The sequence below is a fragment of the Streptomyces flaveolus genome (assembly GCF_014648815.1).
GTDB lineage: Bacteria > Actinomycetota > Actinomycetes > Streptomycetales > Streptomycetaceae > Streptomyces > Streptomyces flaveolus.
In genome coordinates this window covers 593,499-619,887 of the sequence record NZ_BMRV01000001.1, presented here as the reverse complement: position 1 = coordinate 619,887, position 26,389 = coordinate 593,499, and the positions used below count along the sequence as shown (strand labels likewise).

General features: G+C 70.2%; 22 protein-coding genes and 1 tRNA gene. 12 read left to right on the top strand and 11 right to left on the bottom strand.

All coding sequences use genetic code 11. The annotated features are described in order from the left end of the window. Positions 1-312: 312 nt before the first annotated feature. The 9 genes from IEZ05_RS02785 (at position 313) to IEZ05_RS02745 (ending at position 10,335) form a co-directional block, all read left to right on the top strand. Entirely contained in the window at positions 313-2,592 is a 2,280-nt protein-coding gene (locus IEZ05_RS02785; protein WP_189228332.1) for an FdhF/YdeP family oxidoreductase, read from the top strand. A 65-nt stretch (positions 2,593-2,657) separates the two neighbouring features. Beyond that, positions 2,658-3,146: a PaaI family thioesterase gene (locus IEZ05_RS02780; RefSeq protein WP_189228331.1), complete on the top strand. Its 489-nt coding sequence runs from the start codon at positions 2,658-2,660 to the stop codon at positions 3,144-3,146. Positions 3,147-3,227: 81 nt separating this feature from the next. Next, positions 3,228-3,680, top strand: coding sequence for a hypothetical protein (locus IEZ05_RS02775; RefSeq protein WP_189228330.1), 453 nt, complete (start codon positions 3,228-3,230; stop codon positions 3,678-3,680). After that, entirely contained in the window at positions 3,677-4,297 is a 621-nt protein-coding gene (locus tag IEZ05_RS02770; RefSeq protein ID WP_189228329.1) for a Tat pathway signal sequence domain protein, read from the top strand. The genes IEZ05_RS02775 and IEZ05_RS02770 overlap by 4 nt, the downstream gene beginning before the upstream one ends. Before the next feature lie 287 nt (positions 4,298-4,584). After that, a complete protein-coding gene (locus tag IEZ05_RS02765) occupies positions 4,585-5,823 on the top strand; it encodes a branched-chain amino acid ABC transporter substrate-binding protein (RefSeq protein ID WP_189228328.1) in 1,239 nt (412 codons plus the stop codon). 114 nt (positions 5,824-5,937) lie between these two features. After that, on the top strand, positions 5,938-6,870 hold the full coding sequence (locus IEZ05_RS02760) for a branched-chain amino acid ABC transporter permease (protein ID WP_189228327.1): 933 nt from the start codon (positions 5,938-5,940) through the stop codon (positions 6,868-6,870). A gap of 5 nt (positions 6,871-6,875) precedes the next feature. Next, positions 6,876-8,702 carry a branched-chain amino acid ABC transporter permease gene (locus tag IEZ05_RS02755; RefSeq protein WP_189228326.1) on the top strand — a complete coding sequence of 609 codons (1,827 nt, stop codon included), beginning with the start codon at positions 6,876-6,878 and terminating at the stop codon, positions 8,700-8,702. A gap of 5 nt (positions 8,703-8,707) precedes the next feature. After that, positions 8,708-9,622, top strand: coding sequence for an ABC transporter ATP-binding protein (locus IEZ05_RS02750; protein WP_189228325.1), 915 nt, complete (start codon positions 8,708-8,710; stop codon positions 9,620-9,622). Beyond that, positions 9,619-10,335: an ABC transporter ATP-binding protein gene (locus IEZ05_RS02745; protein ID WP_189228324.1), complete on the top strand. Its 717-nt coding sequence runs from the start codon at positions 9,619-9,621 to the stop codon at positions 10,333-10,335. The genes IEZ05_RS02750 and IEZ05_RS02745 overlap by 4 nt, the downstream gene beginning before the upstream one ends. A 122-nt stretch (positions 10,336-10,457) precedes the next feature. Here the strand turns inward: IEZ05_RS02745 and IEZ05_RS02740 are convergent, their stop codons facing one another. From IEZ05_RS02740 to IEZ05_RS02705, 8 genes are all read right to left on the bottom strand, one after another. Further along, positions 10,458-10,922: a barstar family protein gene (locus IEZ05_RS02740; protein ID WP_189228323.1), complete on the bottom strand. Its 465-nt coding sequence runs from the start codon at positions 10,920-10,922 to the stop codon at positions 10,458-10,460. 8 nt (positions 10,923-10,930) lie between these two features. Then, a complete protein-coding gene (locus IEZ05_RS02735; RefSeq protein ID WP_189228322.1) occupies positions 10,931-11,251 on the bottom strand; it encodes a hypothetical protein in 321 nt (106 codons plus the stop codon). A gap of 112 nt (positions 11,252-11,363) precedes the next feature. After that, on the bottom strand, positions 11,364-11,729 hold the full coding sequence (locus tag IEZ05_RS02730; protein WP_189228321.1) for a hypothetical protein: 366 nt from the start codon (positions 11,727-11,729) through the stop codon (positions 11,364-11,366). A 166-nt stretch (positions 11,730-11,895) separates the two neighbouring features. Beyond that, the gene (locus tag IEZ05_RS02725) at positions 11,896-12,453 is read right to left on the bottom strand and encodes a hypothetical protein (protein ID WP_189228320.1); all 558 of its coding nucleotides are present in this window, start codon (positions 12,451-12,453) and stop codon (positions 11,896-11,898) included. Continuing rightward, complete coding sequence (locus IEZ05_RS02720; RefSeq protein ID WP_189228319.1) at positions 12,450-17,156, bottom strand: putative T7SS-secreted protein; 4,707 nt, start codon at positions 17,154-17,156, stop codon at positions 12,450-12,452. Before IEZ05_RS02720 ends, IEZ05_RS02725 begins: the two co-directional genes overlap by 4 nt. Positions 17,157-17,158: 2 nt before the next feature. Next, the gene (locus IEZ05_RS02715) at positions 17,159-17,824 is read right to left on the bottom strand and encodes a hypothetical protein (RefSeq protein ID WP_189228318.1); all 666 of its coding nucleotides are present in this window, start codon (positions 17,822-17,824) and stop codon (positions 17,159-17,161) included. Continuing rightward, a complete protein-coding gene (locus IEZ05_RS02710; RefSeq protein ID WP_189228317.1) occupies positions 17,821-18,228 on the bottom strand; it encodes an SseB family protein in 408 nt (135 codons plus the stop codon). Before IEZ05_RS02710 ends, IEZ05_RS02715 begins: the two co-directional genes overlap by 4 nt. A 151-nt stretch (positions 18,229-18,379) precedes the next feature. Further along, the gene (locus tag IEZ05_RS02705; RefSeq protein WP_189228316.1) at positions 18,380-19,036 is read right to left on the bottom strand and encodes an ANTAR domain-containing response regulator; all 657 of its coding nucleotides are present in this window, start codon (positions 19,034-19,036) and stop codon (positions 18,380-18,382) included. 102 nt (positions 19,037-19,138) lie between these two features. On the opposite strand from IEZ05_RS02705, the gene IEZ05_RS02700 reads away from it, so the two are divergent. Then, positions 19,139-19,222: transfer RNA gene (locus tag IEZ05_RS02700), tRNA-Leu, on the top strand. An 82-nt stretch (positions 19,223-19,304) separates the two neighbouring features. Further along, complete coding sequence (locus IEZ05_RS02695) at positions 19,305-20,084, top strand: helix-turn-helix domain-containing protein (protein WP_189228315.1); 780 nt, start codon at positions 19,305-19,307, stop codon at positions 20,082-20,084. Positions 20,085-20,088: 4 nt separating this feature from the next. On the opposite strand, the gene pyk is transcribed toward IEZ05_RS02695, so the two are convergent. Next, positions 20,089-21,525 (bottom strand): pyruvate kinase, encoded by a 1,437-nt coding sequence (pyk, locus tag IEZ05_RS02690; RefSeq protein ID WP_189228314.1) that lies wholly within the window; start codon positions 21,523-21,525, stop codon positions 20,089-20,091. 216 nt (positions 21,526-21,741) lie between these two features. Here pyk and IEZ05_RS02685 point away from each other — a divergent pair, with 216 nt between their 5' ends. Further along, a complete protein-coding gene (locus tag IEZ05_RS02685; protein WP_189228313.1) occupies positions 21,742-23,547 on the top strand; it encodes a bifunctional metallophosphatase/5'-nucleotidase in 1,806 nt (601 codons plus the stop codon). A gap of 22 nt (positions 23,548-23,569) precedes the next feature. Here the strand turns inward: IEZ05_RS02685 and IEZ05_RS02680 are convergent, their stop codons facing one another. Both IEZ05_RS02680 and IEZ05_RS02675 read right to left on the bottom strand, forming a co-directional pair. Further along, positions 23,570-24,982, bottom strand: a complete 1,413-nt coding sequence (locus IEZ05_RS02680) for a lysine N(6)-hydroxylase/L-ornithine N(5)-oxygenase family protein (protein WP_189228312.1) — start codon at positions 24,980-24,982, stop codon at positions 23,570-23,572. Further along, positions 24,979-26,337, bottom strand: a complete 1,359-nt coding sequence (locus IEZ05_RS02675; protein WP_189228311.1) for a pyridoxal phosphate-dependent decarboxylase family protein — start codon at positions 26,335-26,337, stop codon at positions 24,979-24,981. Before IEZ05_RS02675 ends, IEZ05_RS02680 begins: the two co-directional genes overlap by 4 nt. Between the last annotated feature and the right edge of the window lie 52 nt (positions 26,338-26,389).

Below are 26,389 nucleotides of genomic sequence, written 5' to 3'. Positions count from 1 at the left end.
CCGATCCTGCCACGTGCCACTGACAGTCGGTCCCGCCGTCGCCGGTGGCGCGGCTGCGCCGCTTCCCGGCCGCGGGCGCGGCCTTTGTCGCCGCGGGTACGTCGTGGCCGGTCGCGCCCGCGGCGGGGCCGCACTCCGCACACAGCCCCACGCCCCGTCCGGGCGTCGCTCGCGTCCGGTGCCACGGAACCGGTCCTCCTCCGTCGCCGCGACCACTGCTTCCGGACTCCGGGCCGTCCGGCCTCCGTCGCTGTCACAGGGGCATGCGAGGATCGGAGACGTACCTCACACGTGCAGGCGAAGGAGCGCGCGATGGCCACGAAGCCGCCCAAGGGTGATCCGGTTCAGGACGCGCCGCAGGTCACCGATCCCCAGCACGCGGCGGCGGGCATTGCGGCCATCGGCCACACCCTGCGCATCGCGCAGCGGCAGATGGGCGTGCGGCGGACCGCGCTGACGCTGCTGAGCGTGAACCAGAAGGACGGCTTCGACTGCCCGGGCTGTGCCTGGCCGGAGCCGGACCACCGGCACAAGGCGGAGTTCTGCGAGAACGGCGCGAAGGCCGTGGCCGAGGAGGCCACCCTGCGCCGGGTCACCCCGGAGTTCTTCGCCGCCCACTCGGTGGCCGACCTCGCGACCCGCAGCGGCTACTGGCTGGGCCAGCAGGGGCGGCTCACGCATCCCGTGTACCTGCCGGAGGGCGGCGAGCACTACGAGCCGGTCACCTGGGAGCGCGCCTTCGACATCGTCGCGGAGGAGATCACCGCCCTGGACTCGGCCGACGAGGCGGTCTTCTACACCTCGGGGCGCACCAGCAACGAGGCGGCGTTCCTCTACCAGCTCTTCGCGCGCGAGCTGGGCACCAACAACCTGCCGGACTGCTCCAACATGTGCCACGAGTCGTCCGGCTCGGCGCTGTCCGAGACCATCGGCATCGGCAAGGGCAGCGTCCTGCTGGAGGACCTCTACAAGTCCGACCTGATCATCGTGGCCGGCCAGAACCCGGGCACCAACCACCCGCGCATGCTCTCCGCACTGGAGAAGGCCAAGGCGAACGGCGCGAAGATCGTCAGCGTCAACCCGCTGCCCGAGGCGGGCCTGGAGCGCTTCAAGAACCCGCAGACGCCGAAGGGGCTCACCACCGGCGCCGCGCTCACCGACCTGTTCCTGCAGATCCGCCTCGGTGGCGACCAGGCCCTGTTCCGGCTCCTGAACAAGCTGATCCTCGAGACCGAGGGCGCGGTCGACGAGGCGTTCGTCCGGGAACACACGCACGGCTTCGAGGAGTTCGCCGAGGCCGCGCGTGCCGCCGACTGGGAGGAGACGCTCGCGGCGACCGGTCTCTCCCGTGCGGAGATCGAGGAGACGCTGCGCCTGGTCCTCGCCTCGAAGCGCACCATCGTGTGCTGGGCGATGGGCCTGACCCAGCACAAGCACTCGGTGCCCACCATCCGCGAGGTCGTGAACTTCCTCCTCCTGCGCGGCAACATCGGCCGTCCGGGCGCGGGCGTCTGCCCGGTGCGCGGCCACTCCAACGTGCAGGGCGACCGCACGATGGGCATCTTCGAGCGCCCCGCGCCCGCGTTCCTGGACGCCCTGGAGAAGGAGTTCGGCTTCGCCCCGCCCCGCGAGCACGGCTACGACGTCGTACGAGCCATCCGCGCGCTGCGCGACGGCGAGGCGAAGGTCTTCTTCGCGATGGGCGGCAACTTCGTCTCGGCGTCCCCCGACACGCAGGTCACCGAGGCGGCGATGCGCCGCGCCCGCCTCACCGTGCACGTGTCGACGAAACTGAACCGCTCGCACGCCGTCACGGGCGCGCGGGCCCTGATCCTGCCGACGCTGGGCCGTACCGAGCGCGACCTCCAGGGCGGCGGCGAGCAGTTCGTCACCGTCGAGGACTCGATGGGCATGGTGCACGCCTCGCGGGGGCGGCTCGAGCCCGCGAGCGGGCACCTGCTGTCCGAGCCGGCCATCGTGTGCCGGCTGGCGCGCCGGGTGCTCGGCGAGGACAGCAAGGTGCCGTGGGAGGAGTTCGAGAAGGACTACGCGACGATCCGCGACCGCATCGCCCGCGTGATCCCCGGGTTCGAGGACTTCAACGCGCGCGTGGCGCACCCGGGCGGCTTCGCGCTCCCCCACGCGCCGCGCGACGAGCGCCGCTTCCCGACGGCCACCGGCAAGGCCAACTTCACCGCCGCGCCCGTCGAGTACCCCGAGCTGCCCGAGGGCCGGCTGCTGCTGCAGACGCTGCGCTCGCACGACCAGTACAACACCACGATCTACGGCCTGGACGACCGCTACCGCGGCATCAGGAACGGCCGCCGGGTCGTCCTCGTGAATCCGGAGGACGCCGAGAAGCTGAACGTCCGGGACGGCTCCTACGTCGACCTGGTCGGCGAGTGGCCGGACGGCGTCGAGCGCCGGGCACCCGGTTTCCGCGTCGTCCACTACCCGACGGCCCGGGGCTGCGCCGCCGCCTACTACCCGGAGACCAACGTCCTGGTGCCGCTGGACGCCACGGCGGACACCAGCAACACCCCGGCCAGCAAGTCGGTCGTCGTCCGTCTGGAACAATCGGCGACCGACTGAGCGTTCGCTCAGCCGAGCCGACAGGCGCGTCGGACCGACGGATCGCAATGAACGGAGCCAGGCCCATGGGCGAGCAGCAGCAGGTGCAGTTCCCGCAGGAGATCATCGACGAGTACGCCGCCATGGGCGTCGATCTTCCCGCGCTGTTCTCCGCGGGCCACCTGGGGGCGCGGATGGGCGTCCAGGTCCTGGAGGCGGCGCCCGAGCGGGTCGTGGGCACCATGCCGGTGGAGGGCAACACCCAGCCGTACGGGCTGCTGCACGGCGGCGCCTCCGCGGTGCTGGCCGAGACGCTGGGCTCGGTGGGCTCCATGCTGCACGGGGGCAGCTCCAAGATCGCCGTCGGCGTCGACCTGAACTGCACCCACCACCGCGGGGTCCGCTCCGGCCTGGTGACCGGCGTGGCCACGCCCGTGCACCGGGGCCGGACGACGGCGACGTACGAGATCGTGATCAGCGACGAGCAGGACCGGCGGGTGTGCACCGCCCGTCTGACCTGCCTGCTGCGCGACGCGGCCCCCGGCGACGCCGCCCAGGCGGGCTCGGCGGGCTGAGCGCGCCCGCCGAGCAGCGGTGTCCTCAGCGGTGCCGGCAGCGTCATTGCCCCCGTCGGCCCGGCGCCTTAGCGTCGGGTCATGGAACGGGGAGGAGTCCCTCGGACGGCGGCCGCCACGGGCGGGATCCGGCGCGTGCTCTCACTGGCGCTGCTGACGGCTGCCCTGGCGACCGCATGCGGCAACTCCGGGACCGGCGGCCCGCGTTCGGCCACGGTCACCACCGGGACCGGCGCCGGACACACCGGCTCCTCGCGGCCGTCGCCGACGCCCGCGTCGGACGCCGAGTTGTGCGTGCGCGTCGTCGCCCACTGGTCGCGCGAGGTGCTGGACGGTGGCACCTACGGCGACTACCAGTCGATGGGCCTGTCGAACCGGCAGTACGACATCCTGCGGGAGGTCGTGGACGCCGCGCGGCCCGTGCGGCGGGAGCAGGGCGACCGCGCTGCCGACGAGTTGATCGACCGTCGGACGCGCGCCCGGTGCGCCGAGCGCTACAGCGGCGGCGGTGCGAGCCGGGGTCCGTGGCGGTGAGCGGCACCGGGCCCGTCGAGCCGGGCGAGGGCACGCACGCGCGGGAGGCCCCGCAGCACCCCCGCCGCCCCGCCCGGCCGCGCGGGCGCCTCGGCCGCGGCTACGCACGTCACCGCCGGGCGGTCCACGCGGTGGTCGCGGCCCTCGTCGTCCTGGCGGGCGGTGGCTATCTGTACGCCGGCAGACCGCAGGAGCGGCCGGCTCCCCCGCCGCCGCCCCCGCCCCTCCCTTCCCAGGTGGTCGAGCTCGTCTACCTGGACCCGGTGGCCGGCCCCGACAACGCTCCGACCAGCGACTTCAGCTTCGCGGTGCTGCTGAGCGTGCGGTCCGGACCGGCCGTCACGGTGACGCGGGTGTCTCAGCCCTACGCCGGACTTTCCGCGACCTCGACCCCCGCGGCACCTTTCCAGACAAAGCCACATTCCGCCCGCAAGATCATCGTCACTCTGCGGGTGACGGAATGCGAAAAAGCACCACGGAACCCCGGGCTCCCTTTCCTGGATGTAACGCTGCGTAATACGCGCGCAATGGAGGATCACAGTTTCATCCTCGGGCCGCGCTATGCGCAGCACCTCTCCGAGGCCCTCCAAGTCGCCTGTGGCAACGATTCCCGGTAATCACCAAAACGCCTTACACACCTGAACGCGCCCCGTCGGTCCTGCGGGTTCTCAGCATGTGGACAGAGCAAATCGGCCTGAATTCCGCCCTTCTTCCCCGCCAGTACCGCTCTGCATTACCCCGTGTCATAACAAGAGAGTCACAGCCTGAGTCAGACCCTCCTCCACGTTCCCCACACACGCCTAGAGTCACGGCCAGTCACCGCGCCGTCCGATTGTCATCTCGGTCCAGCGCTCGACTCGGCCGTTTCCACGGGGAGGCGGCTGTGCCAGGGAAAGGACTGATCGTGCGTCAACGTTCGCTCATCGCCATCACCGCCGCTCTGGCGGCGGGAGCGCTCACCCTCACCGCCTGCGGCTCGCGCGACGACGACGGCGGCTCGGACTCCGGCAACGGCGGCGGCGGTGGCACCACCGTCGTCATCGGCGTCGACGCCCCGCTGACCGGCGACCTGTCCGCGCTGGGGCTCGGCATCAAGAACTCGGCGGACCTCGCGGCGCAGACCGCCAACAAGAAGAAGCACGTCGACGGCATCACCTTCAAGGTCGAGGCCCTCGACGACCAGGGCCAGCCCTCCGTCGGCCAGCAGAACGCCACCAAGTTCGTCGCCGACAAGGACGTCCTCGGCGTCGTCGGCCCCCTGAACTCCTCGGTCGGCGAGTCGATGCAGAAGGTCTTCGACACCGCCAAGCTGGTCGAGGTCTCGCCGGCGAACACCGGCCCCGGCCTCACCCAGGGCCCGGACTGGCGCACCAAAAAGGTCCGCCAGTACGACTCGTACTTCCGTACCGCGACCACCGACGCCATCCAGGGTCCGTTCGCCGCACAGTACGTGTTCAACGACTACAAGAAGAAGAAGGTCTTCGTCATCGACGACAAGAAGACCTACGGCGCCGGTCTGGCCGCCACCTTCACCGAGGAGTTCAAGAAGCTCGGCGGGAAGGTCGTCGGGACCGAGCACATCAACCCCGACACCAAGGACTTCTCCTCGGTCGCCACCAAGGTCAAGAACTCCGGCGCCGACGTCGTCTACTACGGCGGTGAATACCCGCAGGCCGGTCCGTTGAGCAAGCAGATCAAGGAAGCGGGATCCAAGATTCCGCTGGTCGGCGGCGATGGCATCAAGGACGACACCTTCATCAAGCTCGCCGGCGCGGCCAGCAACGGTGACCTCTCCACCTCCGTCGGCGCGCCGGTCGAGGAGCTCGACTCCGCCAAGCAGTTCGTCGCCGACTACAAGGCGGCGGGCTACAAGGAGGACTACGCGGCCTACGGCGGTTACTCCTACGACTCCGCCTGGGCGATCATCGAGGCCGTCAAGAAGGTCGTCGACGACAACGGCGGCAAGCTCCCCGACGACGCCCGCGCCAAGGTCACCGAGGCCATGCAGAACGTCTCCTTCGACGGAGTGACCGGCAAGGTCTCCTTCGACGAGTTCGGTGACGCCACCAACAAGCAGCTCACCGTCTACGCCGTGGAGAACGGTGCCTTCAAGGCGGTCAAGTCCGGCACCTACACCGGCTGACCCACACCCGCACCTTCCTTCAGAGCCGCGCGGGGCGCTGTTCCACAAGCGCCCCGCGCGCTCTCGCATCCGGCCAACATCCGTCGAACATCCGAACGTCTCGGAGGACATGCGGTGAACGAACTGCCGCAGCAGCTGGTCAACGGCCTGCTACTGGGATCCATGTACGGGCTGGTCGCCATCGGCTACACAATGGTCTACGGCATCGTCCAGCTCATCAACTTCGCCCACGGCGAGATCTTCATGACCGGCGCCTTCGGCGCGCTGACGGTCTACGTCTACATCCTGCCCGACGGCACCTCCATGCTGATCGCCCTGCCCCTGATGCTCATCGGCGCGATGATCGTCGCGGTGACCGTCGCTGTCGGGGCGGAACGCTTCGCCTACCGCCCCCTGCGCGGCGCCCCCCGCCTCGCGCCCCTCATCACCGCCATCGGCCTCTCCCTCGCCCTCCAGCAGGCGGTGTGGGCCTGGTACCCCGAGGCCAAGTCGGCTCGCACCTTCCCGCAGATCGAGGGCGGCCCCTTCCACCTCGGTGACGTCACCCTCCAGACCGGAGACATCTTCCTGTTCGTCGCCGCCCCGATCAGCATGGGCGTGCTGGCCTACTTCGTCATGAAGACCCGCACCGGGCGCGGCATGCAGGCCACCGCTCAGGACCCGGACACCGCCAAGCTCATGGGCGTCAACACCGACCGCATCATCGTGATCGCGTTCGCCCTGGGCGCCGCGTTCGCCGCCGTCGGTGCCGTCGCCTACGGATTCAAGTACGGCCAGATCGACTTCCGTATGGGCTTCATCCTCGGTCTCAAGGCCTTCACCGCGGCCGTCCTCGGCGGCATCGGCAACATCTACGGCGCGATGATCGGCGGCATCGTCCTCGGCGTCGCCGAGACCCTGGCCACCGCCTACATCGCCGACATCCCCGGCCTGGACAAGTTCGGCAGTCAGTCCTGGGCCGACGTCTGGGCCTTCATCCTCCTCATCCTCGTGCTGCTGTTCAGGCCCCAGGGCCTGCTCGGCGAACGCGTTGCGGACAGGGCGTGACACCGATGACCACACAGACCACCGCTCCGAAGACGGCCGGCGCCTCCGCCGCGGCCGACACCTCCGGCCTCATCGGCATACCCGCGCCCGTCGGCCGCGCCCTCGCCACCGGCGGCGGCGTCCTCACCGTCGTCTCCACCTTCCTGGCCTGGACGTGGACCGCCGAGTTCCCCGGCGACCTCACCGTCTACGGCTACCCGGGCGGCCTCCAGGTGCTGGTACTGGTCGCCGGCGCCCTCACCACCCTGTTCGGCCTGGCCTCGTACGGAGTCAAGGGGCTGCGCTGGCTCGCGCCCGCCGGCGCCGACGCGGCGCTGAAGTTCGCCGCCCTCGCCGCCTTCGCGACCACCTGGTACACGATCATCGCGATCAGCGCCCAGCTCGGCGGCCTGGTCAACCTGGAGCCCGGCGGTTACGTCGCGGCGGCCGCCACCCTGATCGCCCTCCTCGGTTCCCTCGCGCTCCCCGTCGAGCGCCCCGAACCGGACCCGATCGACCCCGACGAGTCGGGCTGGGAGCAGTTCAAGCACACCACCGCGCACAACTGGCAGACCGTCAAGGCCGCCTTCTCGGCCGGCACGCCGCGTCCCGTGCGCCCCCTGCCCTCGTACGTCGAGATCCTGATCATCGTCGGGATCCTCGCGGTCGCCCTGCTCGTCTTCACCTACGGCATCGGCACGGAGTACGACGAACTCTTCGTCGGCTTCCTGATCGTCTCCGGGCTCGGCTTCGCCGCCGTGCACCGAGCCGGTCTGATCGCCCAGGCCACCGAGATCACCTCCCGGCACCAGAACATCACCGTCTGCGGCGCGTTCGTCGCGGCGGCCTGCTTCCCCTTCACCCAGTCCGACGACCAGTACGCCACCCTCGGCGTCTACATCCTCATCTTCGCCACGGTCGCCCTGGGCCTGAACATCGTCGTCGGCCTCGCGGGCCTGCTCGACCTCGGTTACGTCGCCTTCCTCGGCGTCGGCGCCTACGCGGCCGCGCTGGTCTCCGGTTCGCCCAGCTCGCCGTTCGACGTGCACTTCCCCTTCTGGGCCGCGGTCATCGTCGGTGCCGTGGCGTCGCTGGTCTTCGGTGTGCTGATCGGCGCCCCGACCCTGCGGCTGCGCGGCGACTACCTGGCCATCGTGACCCTCGGCTTCGGTGAGATCTTCCGCATCACCGCCAACAACCTGGACGGCACCTCGGGTCCGGACCTCACCAACGGCTCCAACGGCGTCTCGTCCATCCCCGACCTCAAGATCCTCGGGTGGGACCTCGGCGTCCAGCACGACATCGGCGGGTTCACGATCGGCCGGTTCGCCAACTACTTCTTCCTGATGCTGCTCATCACGGCCGTCGTCGTCCTCGTCTTCCGGCGCAGCGGCGACTCCCGCATCGGCCGGGCCTGGGTCGCCATCCGCGAGGACGAGACCGCCGCGCTCGCCATGGGCATCAACGGCTTCCGCGTCAAGCTCGTCGCGTTCGCCGTCGGCGCCACCCTCGCGGGCCTGGCGGGCACCGTGCAGGCGCACGTGACCTACACGGTCACGCCCGAGCAGTACCTCTTCGCCGGCACCACCCCACCCAACTCCGCCTTCCTGCTCGCCGCGGTCGTGCTCGGCGGCATGGGCACCATCGCGGGTCCGCTCATCGGCGCCTCGCTGCTCTTCCTGATCCCCAACAAGCTCCAGTTCCTCGGCGACTACCAGCTCTTCGCCTTCGGACTCGCGCTCGTCCTGCTCATGCGTTTCCGTCCGGAAGGCCTCATCGCCAACAGGCGCCGCAAGCTGGAATTCCACGAAGAGGCCGAAGCGCCCACCACCCTGAGCAAGACAGGGGCCTGACCACCATGACCACCGACACCACCACCAAGGACACCACCGCGGGCGCCCCCGCCCCCGGCACCCCCGTCCTCGACGCACGCGGCGTCACCATGCGCTTCGGCGGTCTGACCGCCGTGAACGGCGTGGACCTCACCGTCAACAGCGGTGAGATCGTCGGTCTCATCGGCCCCAACGGTGCCGGCAAGACCACCTTTTTCAACTGCCTGACCGGTCTGTACATCCCCACCGAGGGCGAGGTCCGCTACAAGGGCCAGGTCCTGCCGGCCAAGTCCTTCAAGGTGACGGCCGCCGGCATCGCCCGTACGTTCCAGAACATCCGTCTGTTCGGCAACATGACGGTTCTGGAGAATGTCCTCGTCGGCCGCCACACCCGCACCAAGGAGGGCTTCTGGTCGGCCGTCCTGCGCGGCCCCGGCTTCCACAAGGCCGAGGCCACCTCCCGCGAACGCGCCATGGAACTCCTCGCGTTCGTGGGCCTGGCCGCCAAGGCCGACCACCTCGCGCGCAACCTGCCCTACGGCGAACAGCGCAAGCTGGAGATCGCCCGGGCGCTCGCCAGCGAGCCGGGCCTGCTGCTCCTGGACGAGCCGACAGCCGGCATGAATCCGCAGGAGACGCGGGCCACCGAGGAACTCGTCTTCGCCATCCGCGACAGGGGCATCGCCGTCCTCGTCATCGAGCACGACATGCGCTTCATCTTCAACCTCTGCGACCGCGTCGCCGTCCTCGTCCAGGGCGAGAAGCTCATCGAGGGCGACAGCGCGACCGTGCAGGGTGACGAGCGGGTGGTCGCCGCCTACCTCGGCGAGCCCCTGGAGAACGACCCCGGCGCGGCGGAGGCCGCCGAGGTGGAGGCCGCCGAGGCCGCTCAGGCCGACACCACCACGGACACCGCGGCCGGCAAGGAGAACGACCGATGACCGCACTGCTCGAGGTCGAGGACCTCCGCGTCGCCTACGGCAAGATCGAGGCCGTCAAGGGCATCTCGTTCAAGGTCGACGCCGGTGAGGTGGTCACCCTCATCGGCACCAACGGCGCCGGCAAGACCACCACCCTGCGCACCCTGTCGGGGCTCCTCAAGCCCGTCGGCGGCCAGATACGGTTCGGCGGCAAATCCCTCAAGAAGGTCCCCGCGCACCAGATCGTCTCGCTGGGGCTCGCCCACTCCCCCGAGGGGCGGCACATCTTCCCGCGCATGACGATCGAGGACAACCTGCGCCTCGGTGCCTTCCTGCGCAGCGACAAGCCGGGCATCGAGAAGGACATCCAGCGCGCCTACGACCTGTTCCCGATCCTCGGCGAGCGGCGCAAGCAGGCCGCGGGCACCCTGTCCGGCGGTGAGCAGCAGATGCTGGCGATGGGGCGCGCCCTGATGTCCCAGCCCAAGCTGCTCATGCTGGACGAGCCTTCCATGGGCCTCTCCCCGATCATGATGCAGAAGATCATGGCGACGATCGCCGAGCTGAAGTCGCAGGGCACCACCATCCTGCTCGTCGAGCAGAACGCCCAGGCCGCCCTGTCCCTGGCCGACCACGGCCACGTCATGGAGGTCGGCAACATCGTCCTGTCCGGCACCGGCCAGGACCTCCTCCACGACGAGTCGGTCCGCAAGGCGTACCTCGGCGAGGACTGAGCCGACGGCACCCGGCACGCGAGGGCCGCCACCGCACTCCGGTGGCGGCCCTCGCGCGTCGGTGCCGTCGCTCCCGGCACCGGCCCCGTCCAGGGCCCTGAGGACTCTTGGCGGCGGAAGCCTCAACAGGCCCCGACTTCGTGGAGCACCTTCTCCTGAACGTCGGGCGGGCACAGCAGGACGGCCTGGAAGGTGATTTTCTCCTGGCCGGGAGGCTCGGGCCTGCTCGCCCAGAACTTCACGGCGTCGTTCAGGGCGCGGAAGAGGAACTCACGCTCTTCGGCGCTCTCGGACAGCACGGCGTCGGCGTCATCGATGGTGACGAGGAAGTGCTCGGCACTGATCCAACGCAGATCGGTCAGGCAGTCCCGCAACGCGTTCCAGTTCCATCCGAAGTAGTCCGGGAGGCGCAGCGCCTCGTAGAACTGAGTGAACACCCCGTCGGCGTCGCGCATTTCCTTTCCTCGCATCCGGGCCGAGTGGAGCAGCCCGGTGGGAGGCAGGGCGCGCACAACGGAGAGCGTGGAGTCGGCCGGGACGACGCGGACCACCGCCTCGTGCCGTTCCCACCAGGTGGCGTCGCTCATCGGCCGATTCACCCTTCCAGAAGATCGGTGACATAGTCGCGGAGCTGAGGAGGAAGGTCGTCGACGGCGATCTCACGCAGCGGCGAGAGGTGATCGACCTGGACATGGCCGGTGGACGTGAGCTCGATGATCGCGTGCAACTCGGCTTCCAGGGCGGAGTCCTCCCCCTCCGAGGCCGCGGTCGCCGCCAGTAGAGTCGCCAGAGCGGAAGCCTGAGCGGACGTGTACACACCCACGCGGTCCGTCACTTCGTCGGCCGCGCGCTCTCGCACCGTCGCGTCGACGTCCAGAATCATCCGCGCCATGCCGGTGAAGTCGTGAGACTGCACTGTGAAACCCCCGTTCGTGGCCTCGTGGCCCGAGCGGGACACCGGCCAAGACGCCTCGGTCTGATGGCCGATCGCCCGTCACGGTCGCGCGCGGACCACCGGCGAGCTTCACCTACATCGTCATGGCCGCCCCATCGGAGCCGGGCCTGCCGGAGGACTGCTGCTCCAGCTCCGCCGCGCGTCGCTCGAGGTCCTCCGCCTCCCCGTCCCAGTCGGGGCCGAAGCACAGCAGGTCGGCGGCGGCCTCGCGCAGCAGCTCCGGGTCGTCCGGACGCTGGAGGCAGGCCAGCCGGTAGGCCAGGTTGCGGGCCCACGGCGGCAGCGCCGTCCAGTCCTCGGCGAGCACGTCCCGCAGCATCGCCCGGATCTCGTCCGCACTCGCGAACGTGACCGTCTCGACGAAATGCCGGACGGCGTCCCGGACCTCCCGGCTCTCGGCACCGGCCCCGTCCAGAGCCCTGCCGAGATCCACGGCCACGGAGAATCCACGGAATCGCCCGCGAAACGGGGGTGACGGACAGCGCGTCATGCGTCACCGTCGCGGAGCAGGCGCCGTCGAAGGACAGTTCCCTCGTCGGTCCGGCCTCCCCCGGATCTCGTCCCCGAGACCAGGACGCCCTCACCTGACCCCTCACCCCGCGTCACTACGGCATGTGCCCTTCCTCGACCACCTCTTCAGCCTCCTCCAGCGCCTCGACGGCCGCTTTGCGCAGCTCTCCCTCGAGCGTCGAGGCGGAGGTGCGCAGGAAGTCGACCACCTCACCGGAGGAGTCGGCGAGCTGGGGGATCAGATAGCAGACCTCGCGGAAGTACTCGGCATCCGACCCGTCCGCGTGGCTGAGCACCTGGGGCAACGCCGCCAGGATCTCGTTCCTGCAGTACTCCGTGACATCGACGGACCCGTCCTCCAGCCCGGCGCGCACACCGGAGTTCCGGGCGTTCAGGATCGACTCGAGAAGGCTCACCGCCTGCGGCGTCAGCGGCGTATCCGACCGGGCCAGGGACGTCAGCGCATCGACGCAGGGCGCGGCGGCACTGTACAGATGCCCCTGGTTGGCGACCTCGCAGTACAGAAGCCGGCCGGCACGGGACCGCTCGTCGGCATCCTGTCCGACGAGGCGCTCGAGCTGCGCCGGAAGCTCGGCCGCCGGAACGCTCAGCGTCTTTAGGGAATCCCAGTCCCAGGTCTGCGAAAAGATCACTGCAGGTCACTCTCCCACGTCGTTCCCGGTGCGAACTGCTCGCGCAGAGTGCGGCCTTCGCACCGCACACACACCGCTTCCGGCACCCGTTTCAGAGGCCTCAGAGGCACGCTGTAGATGATATCTTCCGGCCTCGCACCCCTACGGACGAGCTCGTCGCGGACCAGGTCCTCCGCACAGAAGTCACCGGCCCCGGTCTTCTTCAGGCCCACCGCGACCTCGCCGGTACGCACGTCGACACCCGCCGATCCCATGGCGTACTCCCTGATCTTGCTCCGGGACATCGTCTCGTGCATCTCGTCCAGCTTGTCGGAGAGCGCCTGGTTGGCCTTCTGCGACGCCTCGTCGTAGTTGAGCCGCCGGGGATACGGCGAGAGCCCGAGCGGGTCCCCGGCGCTGTACGGGTTGTCGACGTAGGTCACCGGGTTCGGCGCCGGATCGATCCCCAGCGGGTCGGGGGCCGTGTACCGCCCGGTCTCCGGGTCGTAGTGGCGGAAGAGGTTGTAGTGCAGCCCCGTCTCGGGGTCGTAGTACTGGCCCGGGAAACGCAGCGGGGTGTAGGCCGTGCTGGACCGCGCCCAGGCGGTGGTGCCCCACAGTGTGCTGCGAGTACGCCAGACGATCTCACCCGACTCGTCGATCAGTTCGGTGGGGGAGCCGATCAGATCGGTGGCGACGGCGAAGAAGCGCCGGTCGATCTCCTCCTGCCGGGCGTCCGGCGTCAGGATGCGTTCCGTCTGCGCGATGGGCACGAGACCGCGGTGGTCCCAGGTGAGGACGACCGGGTTCGGCATGTCCTCGGCGACCGTGGTCTGCTCGCACAGGGTCATGCCGTCCCAGCTGAACCGGACCTCCTCGGCCACCGTTTCGCCGTCGGCCGCCAGCCGCTGCTTGGCCGTGCGGCGGCCCAGCGGGTCGTAGCGGTAGCGCCACCGGGTGCCGTCCGGGGTGGTCACCGCGGTCAGGCGGTCCTCGGCATCCCACTCGTAGCGCCAGGTGTCGGGTTTGCGCGACAGTCGGGTCTTCTGACGCAGGACGACCCGGCCCAGGGCGTCGTACTCGAAGCGGACGTTGCCGGCCCGGGCGATCGTGGTACCCGAGTAGGCACGCGGACCGGTCGCCTCGTGGCCGGGATGGGAGGAAGGCCAGGACGCTTCGGTCTGGTTGCCGCAGGAGTCGTACGCGTACCGCTCGGTCCAGCCCCGCGCGTGAACCGCCGTGACCCTGCCGATCGGGTCGAGTTCGAAGCTGCGGGCACCCGACAGCCGATCGTCGATCGAGACGAGATGACCGTCGGCGCGGTAGGCGTAGGTGCGGCTGTTCAGGACACGGTCACCGGCCGTGAGGTGCTGAGCGGCCAACCGCCCGGCCTCGTCCCAGGCCGAGGACAGGGCGAGGAAACCACCGAAGACGCGCTCCAGTTCCCGCCCCGCCTCGTCGTGGGAGAACGAGATCTCCTGTCCCCCGGCCCGCACCCGCTCCGGACGCCCGGCGGCGTCATAGGCGTAGGTGGTGACCAGGCCGGTCGCCGTGACCCGGCGCACCCGGCGGCCGGCGGCGTCATAGGTGAAGTCCAGGGCCCTGCCGTCGACGAGTTCCGTCCTGAGCAGGCCGCGCCGGTCGTAACGGCGGGCCAGCTCCCCGTCCGGCCCCGACGCCTGGACCAGGCGCCCCGCCCGGTCGTACACATAGGAAGAGACCCGGCCCCCGGCGTCCTTGCGGACCATCCGGCCCAGCTCGTCGTACTCGTAGCCGATCGTGCCGCCGACGTGGTCGCAGCGGGTGACGAGCTGCCCCGCGGCATCCAGACGATAGGTGACCGTACGGCCGTCGAAGTCCGTCTCGGACACCAGCCGCCCGGCGGCGTCGTACTCGTAACTCCAGGTCAGCGCCTGCGGCGCCGACACCCGGGTCAGCCGGAGCCCGGCATCGTGCTCGAACTCGTAGCGCGCGCCGTCCGGCCCGGTACGCGCCGCGAGGAGATCGAAGTGGGTGTACTCGAACCGGGAGACACCGCCCGCCGGATCGGTCCGGGTCAGGCAGTTGCCCTCGCCGTCGTACGTCCACGACTCGCTGGAACCGTCCGGTCCCGTCCGGCCGGCGAGCAGACCGTCAGGAGTCCAGGAGAGGCGGGTGACACCACCGACCGGATCCGTGACACGCACCTCACGGCCGAACGCGTCCCGGTCGATCCGCGTGACGCCACCGGCCGGATCGGTCACCTCCACGGGACGCCCGGCGGCGTCGCACCGCACGGTCGTGGTGGCACCCAGCGGATCGGTGACCGAGACCAGGCGGCCGGCCCCGTCGTAGGCGAGGCGCGTCACCTTCCCGGCCGGGTCGGTGACAGCCGTCCGGTTGCCCCGCTCGTCGAACTCCTGCAGCCAACGAGCCCCGTCCGGCCCGCACAGCTCCGTCGGCAGCCCCAACGCCCCCCGCACGGCCCGCAGTTCACTGCCGTCGGGATGGGTCACGGTGACCAGCCGGCCGCCCTCGTCGTGCGTGAAGGCAGTCGTCCGGCCCAGCGGGTCCGTGCGGGACACCAGGATGCCGCGGGCGTCGTAGGCGTATCGGGTGGTGTTCCCCAGCGGATCGGTGGTGGCGATCACCCGGCAGCGGCCGTCCACACGATGCCGCGTCACCGCGCCGTCCGCCGTGGTCAGCGTCGTCGTGCGGTGTCCGGTCTCCGGGTCCGGTTCCGTGTACGTCAGGGCGATCTGAACGTGGCCGGCCTCGCCCCCCTCGGCGACGACGCGGTCACGGTCGTCGTACGCGTAGTCGTAGCGGCTTCCGTTGGAATCGATCCAGGCGGTCACGCGGCGGCGCTCGTCGTAGACGAACGTGGTCGTGGCACCGGACGGCTTGGTGACGGCGGTGAGATTGCCCTCCTCGTAGCCGTACGACATCAGGGGCAGGCCGGTGCCGTCCTCCCCCACGAGGGACAGCCCCGTGATCCGGCCGTCCGCGCACGTCACCCGCACCTCGTGCCCCGCCGAGTGGACCAGCGCCAGCGGCAGGCCGTCCTCGGACCGGTCGACGTCGACGGCGTGGCCGTTGCGTTCGGTGATGCGGGACAGCCAGCAGGTGCCGTCACCGCCCGGTTCCGTGCCCACCGGGGCGGCGAAGCGCCGCACCAAGCCGCTGTCCGGCTCGGTGACCGTGTAGTCGCCGTCGGCGTCACGCGACAGCAACGTCCGTGCCGTACCCGACTCCGGGCGCGTCGGGGCCCCGGGCACCGGATGCGGATACGTGACCAGCAGACCGTCGGCCGTGACGTGAAGGACCCCCACCGGGTCGACGACGAGGCGCTCGTCGACCGTGGAGGACCACGACGGGCCCAGAAACCTGCCCGAGGTGAGACCCGACTCCGTACGCCGGGTGAACGTCAACGGCAGGATGCCCGGGATCACGACATCCGTCTGGGGCAGGAACATCCGCCCCGAGGCGAGGTCCACCGGGTCCGTGCCGTCCGTGACGCGCTCACCGTCCGGACGGTTGTGCGTGCCGTCCGGCGCGTCGTCCACCAACCGCCGCAAGCGCGCCGCGTCGGCCGCCTCCTCCGCGATCCGCACCCCCTTGACCGCGGCACCGCCGCCCCCGGTCGCCGCCGTCAGCGCGAGGTCCGGGATCAGCCGCCCGAACCCCTCCGCCGGGTCCTTCATGAAGTCGCTGACCATCTGCTTGCCCGTGCCGACCGGATCGTTGGCCGCCACCACCAGCCCCGCCGCCAGACTGTTCAGCGACGTCGCATACTCCGCCGGATGCGTCAGGTTGTACGGATCCAGCGGATTGACACCGCGGACGAAGTTAACGATCCCCGCGGTGCCCTTGATGATGCCGCCGCCGACGTGGTCACCGATGATCCGCACCTCCTGCAGACCATCACCGAGCTGATCCGCGTACGAGGGCTTCTTCGGCGCCTTGTCGCGAGCCGCACGGACAGCGCTGCGCGCGGTCTCCGCAGCGGTGTTGCGCTGCTTGCGCGCCTCCGCCAGCAGATCCTGCGCCTCCTTCATCAGCTTCTTGCCCGGGTCGTCGAACGTCGGCGCCGGACACGGCGGCAGCGTGGACGGGTCCCGCTTGTCCGGAGCCTGCGCGTTGTAGCGGTCGACGGCCTTGTTGTAGTCGTCGACCTTCTTGCGGTGGGCGTCCGCCGCCTCCTCCGACGCCTTGACGCCCTCCTTCCACTTGTCGATCGCCGTCTGCGCCTGCCCCTGCGCCCACGTCACCGTGGTGGCGAACGCCTCCAGCGCGGCAGCCGCCTCCCCACAGGCATCCGCCCCGGTGAACCACTTCGGCGGCTGGGACCCGACCACCGTCCGCAGCGTCTCCGCCGCCTCGCCCTTCAGCTCGGACGAGTCCAGACCCTTGAGACCGTCGCCCACACCGTCGAACGACGACTGGAACGCCCGCAACCGCTCAGCCGTCGACCGGATCTTCGACGCACTGCCGTACACCAGCTTCGTCTTGTCCTCGGTCTGCCCGAGATCCATCTCGTCGACCTCGGCACCCATCCGGTTCGCCACCGAACGGGACTGCTCCCGCACCCAGTCCGCACCGGACTCCCAGCCGACGTCGTCCAGCCGGTCCGCCGTCCATTTGCCGGCGTCCTCGACCCGGTTGCCGACCCACTCGACACCGTCCTCGACCGCGTTCTCCACCGAGTCCGGAGTGATGTCGCTGATGAAACCGCCGATACCCACGCTCAGTTCCCCCCGGACTCACCCTGCTGTGCCTGCTGCTGCGCCTGTTGTGCGCGCTCCTGCGGCGACGGACCGAACGTGTCGTCCAGCGCCTGGTCGAACTGGTCGTCGGAGATCCCGAGCGCCTGGTTGAGCAGGTCCGCCCGGCGCCCGCCCTCCCCCTCGGTCAGCACGGTGCGGCCCGTGTCCTTCCACGTCTGCGAGATGTCCTGCCCCGCCTGCTCGAACGACTGCGCACTCCAGTCCGGATCCAGATAGTCCGGCGTGAACACGTCGCCCCAGCCCTGCTGGGTGATCTCCTCCTCCGACGCGTGCGGATTGCCGCCCATCACCGAGTTCACACCGACCTTCAGCGCACCCTCGACGTACTGGTCGTGCTCCCACTGCGTGCCCGCGGCCAGACCCAGGCGGTTGGCGATCTCGCTCGCGTCGTGGACCAGGGCACGCACGCCCCACTCCCAACGCTCGCAGAAGTCCTCGAAGTCCGTCGACAGACCGTGGTGCCCGGCCTCCATACCGGTCATCGCCAGCCCGGAGAAGCCTTTGCCCATCACCGAGCCCGTGGAGTCACCGATCTCACCGAGCTGGTCGATCGTGCCGCCCAGCCCTTTGGTGAACTTCGCGACCGCGGCCTTGTCGAACTGCAGGTTCGGCCCGTCCCCGCTCACGCCCGCGCCTCCTCGCCCGCGTCGACGGCAGCCCGGTCCGGCACGATGCCGACGACCGGCGGGAAGAACATCGACCCGTCCTCCGTCGCGATGTCCACCGCGAGCCCCGCCGGCTCACCCAACGACGGCACGATCTCGTCGACGATGCGGGCACCGAGCAGGGCGGCATAGTCCATGGACTGCCCGCCCGGCGCGTGCAGCAGGGCGAAGCGCGCCAGCGCGGCCTCGTCGGTGAAGGCGCAGACCCACCGCACCCCGCCCGAACGCGCACTCCACAGACCGCCGTCGGCCAGCGGAACCAGCAGCGTCGATCTCCGCATCTCGCCCACCAACGCCCGCGGGTCCCCGAACCCGGCCCGCCGCTCGGCGATACGCCCGGCGAGCGCCGTCCCTGCCTGCTCCACAGCTCCTCCCCCGTTCCGGTGCCTGGCGGCACCCTAGAACAGGACGCGACGGGAGAGGCGGACGGTTCTGTGCAGGGACGGTGTGAAACCGCACGACGAGGCCCGCGCCCCCTGCGGCACAGGGAACACGGGCCTCGTCGGGTACCGGGCGTCAGCCCTTGGACGCCTTCTTCTCCTCGGCGTCCTGGATGACCGCCTCGGCCACCTGCTGCATCGACATCCGCCGGTCCATCGACGTCTTCTGGATCCACCGGAACGCGGCCGGCTCGGTCAGCCCGTACTGCGTCTGCAGCACCGACTTCGCCCTGTCCACCAGCTTCCGCGTCTCCAGCCGCTGCGAGAGGTCCGCGACCTCCTGCTCCAGCGCCTTCAGCTCCGTGAACCGCGAGACGGCCATCTCGATCGCCGGGACGACGTCGCTCTTGCTGAACGGCTTCACCAGGTACGCCATCGCCCCGGCGTCCCGCGCCCGCTCCACGAGGTCGCGCTGCGAGAACGCGGTCAGCATCAGCACCGGCGCGATGCTCTCCTCGGCGATCTTCTCGGCCGCGGAGATGCCGTCCAGCTTGGGCATCTTCACGTCGAGGATCACGAGATCGGGCTTGTGCTCGCGGGCCAGCTCCACGGCCTGCTCCCCGTCACCGGCCTCACCGACGACGGAGTACCCCTCCTCCTCCAGCATCTCTTTGAGATCCAGCCGGATGAGCGCCTCGTCCTCGGCGATGACGACACGGGTCGTCAGCGGGGGCACGTGCGACTTGTCGTCTTCGGGCACGTCAGCGGGCTGGGGCGACTCGGGGGCGGTCACGTGGGCGCTCCTTGTTCGGGGCAGGCGGTACTGCTGACAAGAGCCTACCTAGCTGCGACGGATCGAAGTGAACCGGTACACTTCCGAGCGGTCACCAATCTTGCCCGGTTGGAGGAACTGGTCAGACTCGCGGCACTCAAAATGCCGTGCCCTTTGGGCATGTGGGTTCGAATCCCACACCGGGCACATTTCCGAGCGGAGGCTCACGTTCTCGTGAACCTCCGCTTTTCGATGCCGAGGGTCACGATCAGCAGCGCAGAGTGACTCCATGGAGCAGCACAACTCTTCGATCCGCGCACAGGCTGTCGCACTCATGCGTGAGGGCGCTGCGAACCGTCTCGTCGCGGAGCAGCTCGGTATCCCGAGGGGGACAGTCGGCTGGTGGCGCAGCGAGGATCGCAGAACACGCGGCGAGGTTTATCGGCAGCCCACCGATTGCCCCATGTGCACGGGCCGCGCGTTCGACGAGGTCGCCTACGCCTATCTGCTCGGTCTGTACCTCGGTGACGGCCACATCGTCTCGAAGCCCAAGCAGCACCACTTGTCGATCTTCTGCAACGCCGACCAGACCGGCCTGATCGGCGCCGCCGAAGAGGCGCTGCGGCGGGTGATGCCGTTGGCGAGTGTGGCTTCGCGGCACAGGACCGGCTGCGTCGAGGTCACGTCCTACACGCTGCACTGGGTCTGCATGTTCCCCCAGCACGGACCCGGCAAGAAGCACGAGCGGCGGATCGTCCTCGCGTCGTGGCAGCAGGCGATCGTCGACGCGCATCCCTGGGATTTCGTCCGCGGCCTGATCCACTCCGATGGCTGCCGTGTCACCAATTGGACGACTCGTCTCGTCGGTGGTGAGAGGAAGCGCTACGAGTATCCGCGGTACTTCTTCACCAACGTGTCCGCCGACATCCGCCGCCTCTGCACGGAGACCTTCGACAAGCTCGGCGTCGAGTGGACCCACTGCACACGCCACGGCAGGCCCTACAACATCTCCGTCGCCCGCAAAGCCTCCGTCGCTCTCATGGACATCCATGTCGGGCCCAAGTACTGACCGCCTACCGGGGACCGTCGTCCTCGCCGATGTGGTGTACCCGGACCAGGTTCGTCGTGCCCGACACCCCCGGTGGGGAGCCGGCCGTGATGATCACTACGTCGCCCTTCCGGCAGCGGCCGTACTCCGTCAGGAGTTCGTCCACCTGGCCGACCATCGCGTCCGTGGAGTCCACGTGCGGGCCCAGGAAGGTCTCCACGCCCCAGGTGAGGTTCAGCTGGGAGCGGGTCGCCGGCTCCGGGGTGAAGGCGAGGAGCGGGATGGGTGAGCGGTAGCGGGAGAGGCGGCGGGCGGTGTCGCCCGACTGGGTGAAGGCGACCAGGTACTTCGCGCCGAGGAAGTCGCCGATCTCCGCCGCCGCGCGGGCGACGGCACCGCCCTGGGTGCGGGGCTTGTTGCGGTCGGTCAGCGGGGGCAGCCCCTTGGCGAGGATGTCCTCCTCGGCCGCCTCGACGATGCGGGCCATCGTGCGCACCGTGTCGGTCGCGTGCTTGCCGACGCTGGTCTCGCCGGAGAGCATCACGGCGTCCGTGCCGTCGATGACCGCGTTGGCCACGTCGGAGGCCTCGGCGCGGGTCGGCCGGGCGTTGTCGATCATGGAGTCGAGCATCTGGGTGGCGACGATGACCGGCTTGGCGTTGCGCTTCGCCAGCTTGATCGCGCGCTTCTGGACGATCGGGACCTGTTCGAGGGGCATCTCGACGCCGAGGTCGCCCCGGGCGACCATGATGCCGTCGAAGGCCGCGACGATGTCCTCGATGTTCTCCACGGCCTGGGGCTTCTCGACCTTGGCGATGACGGGGAGGCGGCGGCCCTCCTCGTCCATGATGCGGTGGACGTCGAGGACGTCCCGCCCGCTGCGCACGAAGGACAGGGCGATGACGTCGAAGCCGGTGCGCAGCGCCCAGCGCAGGTCGTCCTCGTCCTTCTTGGAGAGGGCGGGGACGGAGACGGCGACGCCGGGGAGGTTGAGGCCCTTGTGGTCGGAGACCATGCCGCCCTCGATCACCGTGGTGTGGACGCGGGGGCCGTCGACGCCGGTGACTTCGAGGCAGACCCTGCCGTCGTCGACGAGGATGCGTTCGCCCGGGGTGACGTCGGTGGCGAGGCCGGCGTAGGTGGTGCCGCAGATGTCGCGGTCGCCGTCGACGCCCTCCTCGACGGTGATGGTGAAGGTGTCGCCGCGTTCAAGGAGTACGGGGCCTTCGGTGAAGTGGCCGAGCCTGATCTTCGGGCCCTGAAGGTCGGCGAGGGTGCCGACGCTGTGGCCGGTCTCGTCGGAGGCCTTTCGCACCCGGTGGTAGCGCTCCTCGTGCTCGGCGTGGGTGCCGTGACTGAAATTGAAGCGGGCGATGTCCATTCCGGCGTCGACCAGGCTCTTGATCTGGTCGTACGAGTCGGTGGCGGGCCCAAGTGTGCAGACGATCTTTGCTCGGCGCATGGGTCGAGCCTATGACCTACCGCCGGGTAGCGAATTGGCCACACATGACGACTCAACAACCTCTGAGTAAAGGGTCATTGACAACTGTTGAATTGTGCGCCGGTTCGCTCCGATGAGCGGGAAATCAGGTTCTCACTCTTGACAGGTGCCCTGCCCGGGACGGAATCTACGCGCGTTGTTGATGATGATGTGACGGGTCACCGAGGAGAGTCAGCCATGCCGTTGAACCGCCGGAAGTTCCTGAGCAGGTCCGCCGTGACGGGGGCGGGGGTGGCGCTGGCCGGCGCGGTGGCGGCTCCGGCGGCCGAGGCGGCCCCCGCACAGCAGGGCCGCAAGAAGCCGAAGCGGTACGCGCTGACGGTCCTCGGCACGACCGACCTGCACGGGCACGTCTTCAACTGGGACTACTTCAAGGACGCGGAGTACACGGACGCGGCGGGCAACGCCCAGGGCCTGGCCCGTATCTCGACGCTGGTGAACCAGATCCGTGCGGAGCGGGGCCGGCACAACACGCTGCTGCTGGACGCGGGCGACACCATCCAGGGCACGCCGCTGACGTACTACTACGCGAAGGTGGACCCGATCACCGCCGAGGGCGGCCCGGTGCACCCGATGGCGCAGGCGATGAACGCGATCGGGTACGACGCGGTGGCGCTCGGCAACCACGAGTTCAACTACGGCATCGAGACGCTGCGGAAGTTCGAGGAGCAGTGCGACTTCCCGCTGCTCGGTGCGAACGCGGTGGACGCGAAGACGCTGAAGCCGGCTTTCCCGCCGTACTTCATGAAGACGTTCCGGGTGAAGGGCGCGCCGCCGGTGAAGGTGGCGGTGCTGGGGCTGACCAACCCGGGCATCGCGATCTGGGACAAGGCGTACGTGCAGGGGAAGCTGGCGTTCCCGGGGCTCGAGGAGCAGGCGGCGAAGTGGGTGCCGAAGCTGCGTTCGATGGGTGCGGACGTGGTGGTCGTGTCGGCGCACTCGGGTTCGTCGGGCACGTCGTCCTACGGTGACCAGGTGCCGTACGTGGAGAACGCCGCGGCCAATGTGGCGCGCCAGGTGCCGGGCATCGACGCGATCCTCGTCGGGCACGCGCACGTGGAGATCCCGGAGCTGAAGGTCGTCAACGAGGAGACGGGGAAGACGGTCGTGCTGTCGGAGCCGCTGTGCTACGCCGAGCGGCTCACCCTGTTCGACTTCGACCTGGTCTTCGAACGCGGCCGGTGGCACGTCGAGTCGGTGCGGGCGTCGCTGCGCGACTCCAGCACGGTGGAGGACGACCCGCGGATCGGCAAGCTGCTGGCGGACGAGCACGCGCAGGTGGTGGCGTACGTCAACCAGGTCGTCGGGACGGCCACCGAGACGCTGACGACGGTGGAGGCGCGGTACAAGGACGCGCCGATCATCGACCTGATCAGCAAGGTGCAGGAGGACGTGGTCAGGGCGGCGCTGGCGGGTACGGAGTACGCGTCGTTGCCGGTGCTGGCGCAGGCGTCGCCGTTCTCGCGGACGTCGGAGATCCCGGCCGGCGAGGTGACGATCCGGGACCTGTCGAGCCTGTACGTCTACGACAACACGCTGGTGGCGAAGCTGATGACGGGGGCGCAGCTGCGGGCGTACCTGGAGTATTCGGCGGAGTACTACGTGCGGACGGCGGCCGGTGCGCCGGTGGACGTGGAGAAGCTGACGAATGCGAACGGCCGCCCGGACTACAACTACGACTACGTGTCGGGGCTGACGTACGAGATCGACATCGCGCAGGCGGCCGGTTCGCGGATCAGGAATCTGGCCTTCGGGGGTGCTCCGCTGGACGACGCGCAGCAGTTCGTGCTGGCGGTGAACAACTACCGGGCCAATGGCGGGGGTGCGTTCCCGCACGTGGCGTCGGCGAAGGAGCTGTGGTCGGAGTCGACGGAGATCCGTACGCGGATCGCCGAGTGGGTGACGGCGAAGGGCGTGCTGGACCCGAAGGACTTCGCGTCGGTGGACTGGTCGTTGACGCGGAACGGTACGCCGGTGTTCTGACGCGCCGAGTGGGTGCGCGGCCTCAGATTCCGTCCGCCAGTGGGGTGAGTTCCCGGTAGTGGCGTGCGGACGGGATCTGGGGCCGTCGCCGTTCCAGGCCGAAGGTGGTGAACGCGGTCCGCGCCGGCAGCGGGTACGGCTCCTCGCCCGTGAGGTCGTTGAGGATGGTGGCGCTGCGCCAGGCGGCGAGGCCGAGGTCGGGTGCGCCGACGCCGTGGGTGTGGGTCTCGGCGTTCTGGACGTAGACGGAGCCGGTGACCGAGGGGTCGAGGAGGAGCCGGAAGCGTTCGTCGATGCGGGGGCGTTCGCGGTTGTCGCGGCGCATGTACGGGTCGAGGCCGGCGAGGATGCGGCCGAGGGGGCGTTCGCGGTAGCCGGTGGCGAGGACGACGGCGCCGGTGGTGAGGCGGGAGCGGGTGTTCTGCTGGGTGTGTTCCAGGTGGAGTTCGATCTGGGTGGTGGCGATGCGGCCGGCGGTGCGGACGTGGACGCCGGGGGTGAGGACGGTGTCGGGCCAGCCGCCGTCGAGGGTGCGGCGGTAGAGCTCGTCGTGGATGGCGGCGCTGGTGTCGGCGTCGATGCCTTTGTGGAGCTGCCACTGTGCGGCGACGAGGCGGTCGCGGACGGGTTCGGGCAGGGTGTGGAAGTAGCGGGTGTGGTCGGGGGTGAAGTGCTCCAGGCCGAGCTTGGAGTACTCCATGGGGGCGAAGGCCTCGGTGCGGCCGATCCAGTGGAGGCGTTCGCGGCCGGCGGGGCGGTGGCGGAGCAGGTCGAGGAAGATCTCCGCGCCGGACTGGCCGGTGCCGATGACGGTGATGTGCTCGGCGGCGAGGAGCGTGTCGCGGTGGTCCTGGTAGTCGGCGGAGTGGATCACGGGCACGCCGGGGGCGTCGACGAGGGGGCGGAGCGCGTCGGGGACGTGGGGTTCGGTGCCGATGCCGAGGACGACGTTGCGGGTGTGGGTGCGGCCGAGGGCCTCGGCTTCTCCGTCGGCGTCGAGTTGGGTGTAGTCGACTTCGAAGAGTCGGCGTTCGGGGTTCCAGCGGACGGCGTCGACCTGGTGGTGGAAGCGCAGGGCGGGGAGGTGTTCGGCGACCCAGCGGCAGTAGGCGTCGTACTCGGTGCGCTGGATGTGGAAGCGTTCGGCGAAGTAGAAGGGGAAGAGGCGTTCGCGGGCCCGCAGGTGGTTGAGGAAGGTCCAGGGGCTGGCGGGGTCGACCAGGGTGACGAGGTCGGCGAGGAACGGGACCTGGATGCGGGCGCCGTCGATGAGCTGGCCGGGGTGCCAGTGGAAGGCGGGGCGCTGGTCGTAGAAGACGGCGTCGAGTGCGGTGAGCGGGTCGGCGAGTGCGGCGAGGGAGAGATTGAAGGGTCCGATGCCGACGCCGACGAGGTCGCGGGGTGTGTCGGGGGTGTGGTGGGTGGGGGTGTTCATCGCGGGGTGTGTCCTTCCACGAGGGTGAGGAGGCGGGCCAGGTCGTCGGCCCGGGTGTGGGGGTTGAGGAAGGTCGCCTTGAGCCAGAGCCGGCCGTCGGCGCGGGCGCGGCCGAGGACGGCGCGGCCGGTGATGAGCAGGTCGCGGCGTACGGCGGCGACGGCGGTGTCGGTGGCGTGCGCGGGCCGGAACAGGACCGTGCTGATGGTGGGCGTGGCGTGCAGGGTGAAGCCCGGGTGGCCGTCGACGAGGGCGGCGAACTCGTGGGCGTGGGCGCAGACTTCGTCGACGAGGGCGCCGAGGCCGGTGCGGCCGAGGGTCTTGAGGGTGACGGCGATCTTGAGGATGTCGGGTCGGCGGCTGGTGCGCGGGGAGCGGCCGAGGAGGTCGGGGAGTCCGGCGTCGGTGTCGTCGTCGGCGTTGAGGTAGTCGGCGCGCTGCTGGAGTGCGGTGAGGTCGTCGGGGTTCCTGACGGCGAGGAGGCCGGCGGCGATGGGCTGCCAGCCGAGTTTGTGCAGGTCCAGGGTGACGGTGTCGGCGGCGTCGAGGCCGGTGAGGCGGGCGCGGTGCCGGTCGCTGAAGAGGAGGCCCGCGCCGTAGGCGGCGTCGATGTGCAGGCGCGCGCCGTGGGCGGCGCAGCGGTCGGCGATCTCGGGCAGCGGGTCGATGAGCCCGGCGTCGGTGGTGCCGGCGGTGGCGGCGACGAGGTGGGGGCCGGGGACGGTGGTGAGGGCCTCGTCGAGGGCGGCGGGGTCGAGGGTGCCGGCCGGGGCGGGGACGGGGACGGGTTCGGCGAGTCCGAGGAGCCAGGCGGCGCGGGGCAGCGAGTGGTGGGCGTTGGTTCCGTGGAGGAGCCGGAGGCCGGCGCCGTGGGTCTCGCGGGCGAGCAGGACGGCGAGTTGGTTGGACTCGGTGCCGCCGGTGGTGACGAGGGCGTCGGCGGCGCCGGCCTGCCGGGCGAGGGCGCGGGTGACGAGGGCTTCCAGGGTGGAGGCGGCGGGGGCCTGGTCCCAGGAGTCGAGGGAGGGGTTGAGGGCGCTCGCGGCGAGGTCGGCGGCGGTGGCGACGGCTAGGGGCGGGCCGTGCAGGTGGGCGGCGCACAGCGGGTCGGCGGGGTCGGCGGCGCCTTCGGCGAGCGCGGTGACGAGGGCGCGCAGGGCGTCGGGGTCGCCGTGGTCGGGCAGGACCTCGCCGAGGGCGTCCCGCACCCTGGCGGTGACGGCGTCGGGGCCGCCGGCGGGCAGGGGTCCGCCGCGTGCGGCGGTGCCGGCGCGCAGTGCGTCGAGCACGGTGTCGCACAGGGGCCGCAGGGCGTCGGGGCCGTGCGGGCCCGAGGCGAGGGGCGGCATGGCCACGGGTCTGTCCTCCGGGCGCGGGGACGGGATTACAGGGTGTACGCGGGTGCGT